General features: G+C 62.0%; 9 protein-coding genes and 1 other RNA gene. 6 read left to right on the top strand and 4 right to left on the bottom strand.

The genetic code is table 11. The features are described from left to right. The gene (locus JYJ39_RS07870) at positions 1-114 is read left to right on the top strand and encodes a hypothetical protein (protein WP_205203433.1); all 114 of its coding nucleotides are present in this window, start codon (positions 1-3) and stop codon (positions 112-114) included. 63 nt (positions 115-177) lie between these two features. Then, the gene (gene arsB / locus JYJ39_RS07865; protein WP_205203593.1) at positions 178-1200 is read left to right on the top strand and encodes an ACR3 family arsenite efflux transporter; all 1023 of its coding nucleotides are present in this window, start codon (positions 178-180) and stop codon (positions 1198-1200) included. Positions 1201-1293: 93 nt separating this feature from the next. On the opposite strand, the gene lpdA is transcribed toward arsB, so the two are convergent. The 3 genes from lpdA to aceE are packed head-to-tail and all read right to left on the bottom strand — an operon-like array spanning position 1294 to position 7422. Further along, a complete protein-coding gene (gene lpdA / locus JYJ39_RS07860) occupies positions 1294-3090 on the bottom strand; it encodes a dihydrolipoyl dehydrogenase (RefSeq protein ID WP_205203432.1) in 1797 nt (598 codons plus the stop codon). 12 nt (positions 3091-3102) lie between these two features. Then, entirely contained in the window at positions 3103-4734 is a 1632-nt protein-coding gene (gene aceF / locus JYJ39_RS07855) for a dihydrolipoyllysine-residue acetyltransferase (RefSeq protein ID WP_205203431.1), read from the bottom strand. Positions 4735-4746: 12 nt separating this feature from the next. Beyond that, positions 4747-7422, bottom strand: coding sequence for a pyruvate dehydrogenase (acetyl-transferring), homodimeric type (aceE, locus tag JYJ39_RS07850; RefSeq protein WP_205203430.1), 2676 nt, complete (start codon positions 7420-7422; stop codon positions 4747-4749). A gap of 278 nt (positions 7423-7700) precedes the next feature. Between aceE and pyrC the strand changes: the two genes are divergently transcribed. Both pyrC and JYJ39_RS07840 read left to right on the top strand, forming a co-directional pair. Continuing rightward, positions 7701-8732, top strand: coding sequence for a dihydroorotase (gene pyrC, locus JYJ39_RS07845; protein ID WP_205203429.1), 1032 nt, complete (start codon positions 7701-7703; stop codon positions 8730-8732). 23 nt (positions 8733-8755) lie between these two features. After that, the gene (locus tag JYJ39_RS07840; RefSeq protein ID WP_205203427.1) at positions 8756-9205 is read left to right on the top strand and encodes a hypothetical protein; all 450 of its coding nucleotides are present in this window, start codon (positions 8756-8758) and stop codon (positions 9203-9205) included. Between the two features lie 49 nt (positions 9206-9254). On the opposite strand, the gene leuA is transcribed toward JYJ39_RS07840, so the two are convergent. Further along, on the bottom strand, positions 9255-10937 hold the full coding sequence (gene leuA, locus JYJ39_RS07835; protein WP_205203425.1) for a 2-isopropylmalate synthase: 1683 nt from the start codon (positions 10935-10937) through the stop codon (positions 9255-9257). Between the two features lie 132 nt (positions 10938-11069). Here leuA and JYJ39_RS07830 point away from each other — a divergent pair, with 132 nt between their 5' ends. Both JYJ39_RS07830 and rnpB read left to right on the top strand, forming a co-directional pair. Further along, complete coding sequence (locus JYJ39_RS07830) at positions 11070-11531, top strand: Lrp/AsnC family transcriptional regulator (protein ID WP_205203592.1); 462 nt, start codon at positions 11070-11072, stop codon at positions 11529-11531. Positions 11532-11629: 98 nt separating this feature from the next. Then, positions 11630-12009: RNase P RNA component class A (gene rnpB / locus JYJ39_RS07825), an RNA gene on the top strand. Positions 12010-12071 lie beyond the last annotated feature (62 nt).

Below are 12071 nucleotides of genomic sequence, written 5' to 3'. Positions count from 1 at the left end.
ATGGACCAGAAAATTTACAACGTGCTGTTCATCTGCAGCGGCAACTCTGCCCGCAGCATCATGGCGGAAGTCATCATGAATCATCTTGAGTTGCGTCAGCTGCGTGACGCCTGAGCGGAGGAGACAGTCGTGTCCGTAACCTGTGAAATTTCACAAAAAACAGCCGCCGATTCGCCCATGGGCATTTTTGAACGCTACCTGACCCTGTGGGTCGGCCTGTGCATTCTTGCCGGCATCGCGCTGGGGTATCTGCTTCCGGGCGTCTTCGACGCGCTGGCGGCACTGGAATATGCGTCGGTCAATCTGGTCGTGGCGGTGCTGATCTGGGCGATGGTGTACCCGATGATGATCGCCATTGATCTGGGTTCGCTGAAGGCTGTCGGGCAGCGCCCCAAGGGGCTGGTGATCACCCTGGCAGTGAACTGGCTGATCAAGCCGTTCACCATGGCGGGTCTGGCAGTCTTGTTCTTCAATTATTTTTTCGCCGGCATCATCGAGCCAGCCAACGCCCAGCAATACATTGCCGGCCTGATCCTGCTGGGCGCTGCGCCATGCACGGCGATGGTGTTCGTCTGGTCGCAAATGACGCGGGGCGACCCCAGCTATACCCTGGTACAGGTCACGATCAACGACCTGGTGATGGTGGTGGCGTTTGCCCCGATCGTGGCCTTTCTGCTGGGGGTGACGGACATCGCCGTGCCCTGGGAAACGCTGGTGCTCTCGGCCGTGCTCTACATCGTGCTGCCGCTGATCGCTGGTGGACTGACGCGGCGTTCCCTGATTGCCCGTGGTGGTCAGGCGGCGGTGACAGCGTTTACCGCCCGCATCAAACCTCTGTCCATGCTCGGGCTGCTGCTGACGGTGGTGCTGTTGTTCGGTTTTCAGGGGGGAATCATCCTCGCCCAGCCCCTGCTGATTGCCCTGATCGCCCTGCCCATCGTGCTGCAGTCCTACGGTATTTTTGCCCTTGCCTATGCGTGGGCCTGGGTCTGGCGACTGCCTTACCGCATCGCCGCGCCGTGCGCCTTGATTGGAACGTCGAATTTTTTTGAGCTGGCAGTGGCGGTTGCCATTGGCTTGTTCGGCCTCAACTCCGGTGCAGCATTGGCGACGGTGGTCGGTGTGCTGGTGGAAGTGCCGGTGATGCTGTCGCTGGTGGCGTTTGCCAATCGCACGCGCACGCGTTTTGCGGCGGCGTGATGCGTGTCTGACGACCGCTGCGGTCAGGTCTTCCATGCGCAATGAATAACGGCAGGAGATGTCTCCTGCCGTTATTGGCTTGCCTGTGGCGTGTTACTTCTTGCGCTGCGGCGGCAGGTCGGTACAGCTGCCGTGTGCGACTTCGGCGGCCATGCCGATGCTTTCGCCAAGCGTCGGGTGCGGGTGGATAGTCTTGCCGATATCCACTGCGTCGCAGCCCATCTCGATGGCCAGCGCGACCTCGCCGATCATGTCGCCGGCCGATGGACCGACGATGGTGCCGCCGATGACGCGGTGCCCGCCGTTTTCCGTGGCGTCGAAGATCAGCTTGGTGAAGCCGTAGTCGGCACCGTTGGCGATGGCGCGACCACTCGCCGCCCAGGGGAACCTGGCGACTTCGACCTTGCGTCCTTCCTCTTTCGCCTGCGCTTCGGTGTAACCGACCCAGGCGACTTCCGGATGAGTGTAGGCGACGCCGGGGATGACCTGGGCGTCGAAGGCGGCTTTGTGTCCTGCTGCGACTTCCGCCGCGACGTGACCTTCATGCACTGCCTTGTGCGCCAGCATCGGGTTGCCGACGATGTCGCCAATGGCGAAGATGTGCGGCACGTTGGTGCGCATCTGGGCATCGACCGGGATGAAGCCGCGTTCGTCGACGGCGACACCTGCCTGGTCGGCGGCGATCTTCCTGCCGTTCGGTGCGCGGCCGGCGGCTTGCAGGATCATGTCGTAGCGCACGGCGTCGGCGTTCGGGGCGCCTTCGCCCTCGAACTTGACCCACAGACCGTCTTCCTTGGCCTCGACGGCGACGGTCTTGGTCTTCAGCATGATGCGCTCGAAACGCTGGGCATTCTGCTTTTCCCAGACCTTGACCGCGTCGCGGTCCGGTCCCTGCATCAGGCCGTCGGCCATTTCGACGACATCGATTTTGGCGCCCAGTGCCGAGTACACGGTGGCCATTTCCAGGCCGATGATGCCGCCGCCGATGACCAGCATCTTCTTCGGCACCGAATTTTTGCCAAACGTCGGTAGTTCCAGCGCGCCAGTCGAATCGATGATGCGCGGGTCCTGCGGGATGAAGGGCAGATGCACGGCCGCCGAGCCGGCGGCGATGATGCACTGCTTGAACTTCACCACCTTCTTGCTGCCGGTTTTGTCCTGGCCGCTGCCGTCGGTGACTTCGACTTCCAGATGGTGGGGGTCGAGGAAAGCGCCGATACCACGCACGATGTCGACCTTGCGTCCCTTGGCCATGCCGGCCAGGCCGCTGGTCAGTTTGCCGACGACCTTTTCCTTGTGGGCGCGCAGCTTGTCCACGTCGATCTGCGGCGCGGCGAAGCTGACGCCGGCGTCAGCCAGGTGGGCGGTTTCTTCCAGTACGGCGGTGACATGCAGCAGCGCCTTCGACGGAATGCAACCGACGTTGAGGCAGACGCCGCCGAGCGTTGCGTAACGTTCGACGATGACTGTCTTCAGGCCGAGGTCGGCGGCGCGGAAAGCGGCCGAATAGCCGCCGGGGCCACCGCCCAGCACCAGCATGTCGCATTCGATGTCGGCGCCGCCGGCATGGGCGGCGGCCGTCGGGGCAGCGACCGGCGCCGCCACCGGAGCAGCGGCGGTAGCTGGTGCCGGGGCAGTAGTTGCCGCAGCACCCGACTCGACCTTGATCAGCAGCGCACCTTCGCCGACCTTCGAGCCGACCTGCACCAGCACTTCCTTCACCGTGCCGGCGACTGGCGATGGCACGTCCATCGTTGCCTTGTCCGATTCCAGGGTGACGATGGCGTCGTCTACCTGGAGCGTGTCGCCGACCTTCACGAACAGCTCGATCACCGGCACGCTGTCGAAATCGCCGATGTCCGGGACTTTCACTTCAACCAGATTGCTCATGGTTCTTCTCCCTTACAGCGCGACGCGACGGAAGTCGGCGAGCAGTTGTGCGATATAGACGTTGAAACGGGTCGCCAGCGCGCCGTCGATGACGCGGTGGTCGGCGGTCAGCGACAGCGGCAAGGTCAGGCGCGGCACGAATTGCTTGCCGTCCCACACCGGCTTCATCGCCGACTTGTTGACGCCGAGGATGGCCACTTCCGGCGCGTTCACAATCGGCGCGAAGTAGGTGCCGCCGATGCCGCCGAGCGAGGAAATGGTGAAGCAGGCGCCCTGCATGTCGGCCGGCTTGAGCTTGCCGTCACGCGCCTGCTTGGCCAGGTCGCCGGATTCCTGGGCGATCTCGAAGACTGACTTCTTGTCGGCGTTCTTGATCACCGGCACGACCAGGCCGTTCGGCGTGTCGGCGGCGAAGCCGATGTTGAAGTATTTCTTCAGCACCAGGTTGTCGCCGTCGAGCGAGGCATTGAATTCCGGGAACTTCTGCAGACCCTTGACGCAAGCCTTCATCAGGAAAGCCAGCATCGTGAGTTTCGCCCCGCCGCCCCTCTCGTTTTCCTTGTTGAGCAGGACGCGGAAGGCTTCGAGGTCGGTGATGTCGGCGTCCTCGTGGTAGGTCACGGCCGGGATCATCACCCAGTTGCGCGACAGGTTCTGGCCGGAAATCTTCTTGATGCGCGACAGCGGCTTGACCTCGATTTCGCCGAACTTGGCGAAATCGACCTTCGGCCAGGGCAGCAGGTCGAGTCCGCCACCGAGGCTGGCGCCGGCAGCAGCGACCGGTGCCGCGGTGGCGCCGGACATCACGCCCTTGACGTACTTGGTCAGGTCTTCCCTGAGGATGCGACCCTTGGGGCCGGAGGCGACGACCTTGGACAGATCGACGCCGAGTTCGCGGGCATAGGCGCGGACCGACGGCGTTGCGTGAACCTTGCCGCCGACCGGCAGGGCCGGGGGCAGTACGGCGGGTGTGGCGCTCGGTGTGGTGGCGGGCGCGGCTGCAACCGGAGCAGCAACTGGCGCTGGTGCAGGTGCTTGCGGGGCGGTGGCCGGGGTGGCTGCGCCAGCGCCGGTTTCCACCTTGATCAGCAGCGCACCTTCGCTGACCTTGGAACCGACGTGCACCAGCACTTCCTTGACCACGCCGGCAACCGTGCTCGGCACGTCCATCGTCGCCTTGTCGGATTCGAGCGTGGCAATGGCGTCGTCGACCTTGATCGTGTCGCCGACCTTGACGTACAGCTCGATCACCGGCACGTCGGAAAAGTCGCCGATGTCTGGAACCGTGATGTCGACCAGGCCGCCGGCGGCAGCCGGGGCAGGTGCAGCCGCCTGAGCGGCGGGTGCGGCGGCAGGTGCTGGTGCCGCAGCGGCGGCAGGAGCCGCGTCAACAGCGGCAGCCGCGCCAGTTTCGACCTTGATCAGCAGGGCGCCTTCCGCTACTTTGGAACCGATTTGCACCAGTACTTCCTTGACTGTACCGGCCACCGGGGACGGCACGTCCATCGTCGCCTTGTCGGATTCGAGCGTGGCAATGGCGTCGTCGATCTTGATCGTGTCGCCGACCTTGACGTACAGCTCGATCACCGGCACGTCGGAGAAATCGCCGATGTCCGGTACCTTGACTTCAATCAGTTGGCTCATGGTGGGCCTCCCTTAAACCGTCAGCGGATTCGGCTTGGCCGGATCCAGGTTGTACTTGAGCAGCGCAGCGGCGACCTTGTCACGATCAATCTGACCGTCGTCAGCCAGCGCCTTGAGCGCGGCCAGGGTCACCCAGTGGCGGTCTACCTCGAAATGGTGGCGCAGCGCCTCCCGCGTGTCGGAACGGCCGAAACCGTCGGTGCCGAGCGTGACGTAGGTACGCTTGACGAAGGGACGGATCTGTTCGGCGAACAGCTTGACGTAGTCGGTGGCGGCGATCACCGGGCCAGTCGTGCCGCCGAGCTTCTGCTCGACGTGCGACAGCCTCGGTTCATCGAGCGGGTGCAGCAGGTTCCAGCGGGCGGCATCCTGGCCGTCACGGGCCAGTTCGTTGAAGCTGGGGCAGCCCCAGATGTCGGCTTCGACGCCCCAGTCGCGCTTGAGCAGTTCGGCGGCGGCGATGACTTCGCGGAAGATGGTGCCGGAGCCGAGCAGCTGCACGCGGAGTTGGCCTTCGCCGCCCTTCTTGAAGGCATACATGCCCTTGATGATGTCGGCTTCCGCACCCGCCGGCATTTCCGGATGCTCGTAGTTTTCGTTCATCACCGTGATGTAGTAGAAAACGTCCTCCTGCTCCTGGAACATGCGGCGCATGCCATCCTGAGCGATGACGGCGACTTCATACTGGAAGGTCGGGTCGTAGGAAATGCAGTTGGGTACCAGATTGGCCAGGATCAGGCTGTGGCCGTCCTCGTGCTGCAGGCCTTCACCGTTCAGCGTGGTGCGGCCAGCGGTGCCGCCGATCAGGAAGCCGCGGGCGCGTTGGTCGCCGGCGGCCCAGACGAGATCGAAGGTGCGTTGCAGGCCGAACATCGAGTAGCAGATGTAGAAGGGGATCATCTGCACGTTGTGCACCGAGTAGGCGGTGGCGGCGGCGATCCAGTCACTCATGGCGCCCGCCTCGTTGATGCCTTCCTGCAGCACCTGGCCGTCCTTGGTCTCCTTGTAGAACATCAGCTGGTCGTGGTCTTCCGGCACGTAATTCTGGCCCTGCTGGTTCCAGATGCCGACGGCGCGGAACATGCCTTCCATGCCGAAGGTGCGCGATTCGTCCGGCACGATGGGCACGACATGACGGCCCACCTGCTTGTCCTTGAGCAACATGTTCATGATGCGCACGATGGCCATGGTGGTGGACAGTTCGCGTCCTTCGCCGGAGGCCTTGAGCAGGGCGGCAAAGTTGTCGAGCTGCGGCACCTGCAGCGGTGCGGCACGGCGGCGGCGTTGCGGCAGGTAACCGCCGAGCGCGGCGCGGTGTTCCTGCATGTATTTGTATTCCGGCGAATCTTCGGCGAACTTCAGGTAGGGGAGTTCGTCGATCTGGTCATCGGTCACCGGCAGCAGGAAACGGTCGCGGAAACGCTTGATCTGTTCGCGGTCCATCTTCTTTTGCTGGTGCGAGATGTTCATCGCTTCACCGGCGCCGCCCATGCCGTAGCCCTTGATGGTCTTGGCCAGGATCAGGGTGGGGGCGCCCTGGTGTTCGATGGCTGATTTGTAGGCGGAGAAGATCTTGAAGATATCGTGGCCGCCACGGTTCAGACGCCAGATCTGGGTGTCGGTCCAGTCGGCGACCAGTTCCTTCAGTTCCGGCGTGTTGAAGAAATGCTCGCGGACATAGGCGCCGTCCTTGGCCTTGAAGGTCTGGTATTCGCCATCGACGCATTCCATCATGCGTTTCTTCAGGATGCCTTTCTTGTCGCGGGCAAAGAGCGCATCCCAGTGGGTGCCCCAGATCAACTTGATGACGTTCCAGCCGGCACCGCGGAATTCCGATTCCAGTTCCTGGATGATCTTGCCGTTGCCGCGCACCGGGCCGTCGAGGCGTTGCAGGTTGCAGTTGATGACGAAGATCAGGTTGTCCAGCTTTTCGCGGCCGGCCATGCCGATGGCGCCGAGCGATTCGACTTCATCGGTCTCGCCGTCGCCGAGGAAGGCCCAGACCTTGCGGCTGCGTGCTTTTTCCGCATCGATCAGGTTACGCGACGCCAGGTACTTCATGAAGCGGGCCTGATAGATCGCCTGAATCGGGCCGAGGCCCATGGAGACCGTGGGGAACTGCCAGAAATCCGGCATCAGCCAGGGGTGCGGGTAGGAGGAAATGCCTTTGCCGCCGGTTTCCTGGCGGAAGCTGTCCAGTTGCTGCTCCGTCAGGCGACCCAGCAGGTAGGCGCGGGCATATACGCCGGGGACCGAATGGCCCTGGAAGAAGATCAGGTCGCCGTCGTGTTTTTCGGAGGGGGCGTGCCAGAAATGGGTCAGGCCGACGTCGTAGAGGACGGCAGCGGAGGCGAAGGAGGCGATGTGGCCGCCGACATTGGTGTGCTTGTTGGCACGCACCACCATGGCCATCGCGTTCCAGCGCACGTAGTTGTGAATCTTGATCTCGATGTCGGCATTGCCCGGATACTTGGGCTGCTGGTCGACCGGGATGGTGTTGATGTACTCGGTGTTGGCCGAGTAAGGCAGATCAATGCCTTCTTCGCGGGCCTGGGCAATCAGGCGCTCGATCAGGTAGTGGGCGCGCTCTGCGCCTTCGTTGTTGATGACGCCGTCGAGCGCCTCCATCCATTCCTGGGTTTCCTGTGCGTCGGTGTCGAGAGGCGGGTGATGTGGCTGATCGGCCATGATATGTCTCCTGCATTGGTTTTTGATTATGTCGTACCGGATAGGTCCGACAACTTTAACGCTTTACGCGCTGTAGTGCAGCGCGCTTTCGTCATGGATGCCGCAGTGGTGCTGTGAGCAGTGTTTTATTTCACGATACGAAACAGGTGTTCGTATAATGAAACTATAGCCAAGAAAATAATAGGTGTCGAGTATTCTGCGTGTCATTGTTTTCGCACCAGTTTCAGCGCGTCGACACTGACTTCATCTAAAATCGGCAGCAGTTTCTGGAGAATCTCATGCAACTTACGCTTACCCGGCCGGACGACTGGCATTTGCATCTGCGCGATGATGTGGCTCTGGCCGCTGTGCTGCCGCATACCGCACGCCAGTTTGCGCGTGCCATCATCATGCCCAATCTGAAGCCGCCAGTGACGACCGTCGCTCAGGCGCAGGCTTACCGCCAGCGGATTCTTGCCGCACTGCCAGCGGGACTGGAGTTCACGCCGCTGATGACGCTCTACCTGACCGACAACACCCCGGCCGAGGAAATCGCCCAGGCGGCTGCCAGCGGTTTCGTGCATGCGGTCAAACTCTACCCGGCAGGGGCAACAACCAATTCCGATGCCGGCCTCACCGCCATCGAAAAAGCCTGGCCGGCACTGGCTGAAATGGAGTGCTGCGGTCTGCCGTTGCTGGTGCATGGCGAGGTGACCGATCCGGCCATCGACCTGTTTGACCGGGAAAAGGTGTTCATCGATACGGTGTTGCTGCCTTTGACGCAGCGTTTCCCGCGGCTGAAAGTGGTGATGGAGCACATCACCACACGCGATGCCGCCGAATTTGTTGCCACCGCGCCGGCCACGATCGCCGCCACAATCACCGCGCACCATCTGCTCTACAACCGTAACGCCATTTTTCAGGGCGGGGTGCGTCCGCACTGGTATTGCCTGCCGGTCCTGAAGCGTGAAACACACCGTCAGGCGCTGCTGGCGGCGGCGAGCTCCGGGAACCCGAAATTCTTCCTTGGCACCGACTCGGCGCCGCATGCGCGCAGCGCCAAGGAAGCCGCCTGCGGGTGTGCCGGCTGCTATACGGCCTATGCTGCAGTTGAACTGTATGCCGAGGCTTTCGAGCAGGTCGGCGCACTCGACAAACTGGAGGGCTTTGCCAGTTTTTATGGTGCCGACTGGTATGGTCTGGCCCGCAATACGGAAAAGATCACGCTGCGCAAAACCGACTGGACGGTGCCGACGAGCTATCCTTATCTGGCAGGGGATGACATCGTGCCGTTACGCGCCGGCGAAACCCTGGCCTGGAAGCTGGACTGAATACATCGCGAGGAGAGACCACCATGCGCCCCGTAAATCCCGCCTGGAGCCGTCGTTTGCGGGCGGCGCTGCCAGCCCTGCTGGCGTTGCCGCTGCTCACAGCCTGTGTCGATGATCAGGCCGCCTGGTCGATTGATGGCAGCCGTGAACATACCCTGTCGGTGGTGCGTGAGCAGCCGGTGCCCTGGGACAACAAGGTCAATTATTTCGTGGTGGTATCGCGCATGCCGGTGTGTACCCGCCGCCACGCCCTGGGTGTGGGCACGGAAAATACGCAGGTTGAAGTGTATCGGGTGCCGTCGGGCGCCTACATCGTCAAGATGGGCAAGAAGATGTATGCCACCGAATCGCAGACCTGCGAATCCTGGGGTCGCCTCGATAATGAACCGGAAGGCGGCATGGGCGAATTCGAGGGCATCTTCCGCATGCAGAAGGGCAAGTTCGTGTTCGTGCAGGGCGCGACCTCGGAGTAAACGACTTCGCCCCAGCCGGCGCTGGGGCGAAGGGTGATCCCCGGGGGGATCAGGCGGTTTTTTGCGGTGCGCTCTGCGGCAGGCGGTTGATGCCGCTGACCAATGCCTTGATCGACGCCGTCACGATGTTGCTGTCGATCCCGACGCCGTAGCATTCGCCACAGCCGCTGGCCGCCATTTCGATGAAAGCGACGGCACTGGCGTTACCGTCATCGCCGGCCGGCACCATGGAACGCTCTTCGTAGCTGCGCACCTGGGCCTGCAAGCCGGCGCTGGTGAGCGCGTGCATGGCGGCGTTGATGGGACCGTTGCCGACACCGTTCAAGTTGTGCGCCACGCCGTTGATATCGACGCCGAGACGGATGGCCTGCTGCCCACCTTCTTCGAACAGATGGTGCTCGCGGTAACGGACCTGTGCGCCGGCATTGAGGTAGGTATCGGCGAACAACTGCCAGATTTCCTCACCGGAAATTTCGCCGCCGTGGCTGTCGGCATGGCGCTGGACGACGCCGGAAAATTCCACCTGCAGGCGGCGCGGCATGACGATGCCGTAGTCGTGTTCCATGATGTAGGAAATGCCGCCTTTGCCGGACTGGCTGTTCACCCGGATGATGGAATCGTAACTGCGGCCCACGTCAGCCGGATCGATCGGCAAGTAGGGCACTGCCCAGGTCGCATCCGCCTTTTGCGCGGCAAACCCCTTTTTGATGGCATCCTGGTGGGAGCCTGAAAAAGCCGTGAAAACGAGATCCCCCGCGTACGGATGGCGCGGATGGATGGGGAGCTGGGTGCAGTGTTCGTAGACGCGGGCGACGTTGTTGATGTCCGAGAAATCAAGTTGCGGATCAACGCCCTGCGTGTGGAGGTTCAAGGCCAAGGTGACGAGATCGACGTTGCCGGTACGTTCGCCGTTGCCGAAGAGACAGCCTTCAACGCGGTCGGCGCCAGCCATCAAGCCGAGTTCGGCGGCGGCGATGGCGGTGCCACGGTCGTTGTGCGGGTGCACGCTGATGAGCACGCTGTCGCGGCGCGCGAGATGGCGGTGCATCCATTCGATCTGGTCGGCATAAACGTTAGGGGTGGCGACTTCCACCGTGGCCGGGAGGTTGAGGATCACCTTGCGTTGCGGGGTGGCGCCCCAGGCGGCGGTGACGGCATCGCACACTTCCTTGGCGAATTCGAGTTCGGTGGCCGTGAACAATTCCGGGCTGTATTCGAGGACGATTTCGGTTTCCGGCATTTCCGCCGCCAACTGGCGGATGAGATGCACTGCATCCACCGCCATCTTGATCACTTCGGCCTTGCTCATGCCAAAGACGAAATCGCGGAAGGCCGGGCAGGTGGCGTTGTAGATGTGAATGATGGCGCGGCGCGCCCCACGCAAGGACTCAAAGGTGCGCCGGATCAAGTGTTCGCGCGCCTGGGTGAGTACTTCGATGGTGACATCGTCGGGAATGTGGCCGCCTTCGATCAGGCCGCGCACGAAGTTGAATTCGGTTTCCGAGGCCGAGGGGAAGGCGATTTCGATTTCCTTGAAGCCGATGCGGCACAAGGTTTCGAACATCTCCATCTTCTTCTGCTGGTTCATCGGCTCGAACAAGGCCTGGTTGCCGTCACGCAAGTCGGTGCTCATCCAGATCGGGGCTTTGTCGATGGTCTTGCCCGGCCATTGCCGGTCGGTCAATTTGACTTGCGGAAAGGGTTTGTATTTGTCGTTGTGAACCTGTGCCATGGTGCTGCTCCGTGAAAAATTTCCAATGGCGAAATATTAAGTAAAAAAGCGCGGCAGGTGCTTGCGTTTTGTGGCATTGTTTGCGTGTATTTTGAAATTTAATTGCGTAAATTGTTCGTTATGGAAAACAAAATCACTCTTGATCGCTACGACCGGGAAATTCTTGCCGTATTGCAGGCGGACGGGCGCATCAGTAATCAGGATCTGGCCGAGCGGATCGGCCTGTCGCCTTCGCCCTGCTTGCGGCGGGTACGGGTGCTGGAAGAGGCGGGCATCATCGCCGGCTACCGCGCTGTACTCGATGCCAGGAAACTCGGTTTGAGCCTGATGGCCCTGATCGGCATTTCGATGGATCAGCACACACCAGAACGTTTCGCCAGTCTGGAAACGGCGATTGCCGACATTCCGGAGGTGCTGGAATGTCTGCTCATCACCGGCCAGCAGTCGGATTACCAGTTGAAGGTGGTGGTGCACGACATGGACGACTACCAGCAACTGCTGCTCAACAAGATCACGCGCATCCCGGGCGTGACCGGCGTGCATACCAGCTTTGTCCTGCGGCGAGTGGTGGATCGGGGGGTGTTGCCGGTGTAGGGCGTCAGGGGGCCGTGTCGCCGTCCGGGGTGGTGGCTGCGTCCGTGAGGCAAGGGCTGCGCATCAGCTGTTACTGCGCAGCGTATAATCCGCCCCGGAAAGTCGGCCAGGCAATCGCTGGATACTTCGGTATCGGGAGGAAAGTCCGGGCTCCGCAGGGCAGGATGCCAGCTAACGGCTGGGTGCTATAAGTCGCAAGACCCAAGGCAACGGAAAGTGGAACAGAGAGCAGACCGCCCGCCGGGGAAGCCCGGCAGGTAAGGGTGAAAGGGTGGGGTAAGAGCCCACCGCGCCGGCGGTAACGTTCGGTGGCACGCTAAACCCCATCCGGAGCAAGACCAAATAGGGAAGCGTCAGGCGTGGCCCACGCTGCTTCCGGGTAGGTTGCTTGAGCCTGTCGGTGACGGCAGGCCTAGAGGAATGATTGCCGAACCTCGCAAGAGGGGAACAGAACCCGGCTTATCGGCCGGCTTTCCAATGGTTTTGTTTTGCGTGGTTGCCCGGCTGGCTTGTGCCCCGGGTGCGTCAATAATCTGCCCG

The sequence above is a fragment of the Azonexus hydrophilus genome (assembly GCF_905120355.1).
Lineage (GTDB): Bacteria > Pseudomonadota > Gammaproteobacteria > Burkholderiales > Rhodocyclaceae > Azonexus.
The sequence above is the reverse complement of the archived record's forward strand: the minus strand, read 5'-3'. Positions and strand labels throughout refer to the sequence as shown.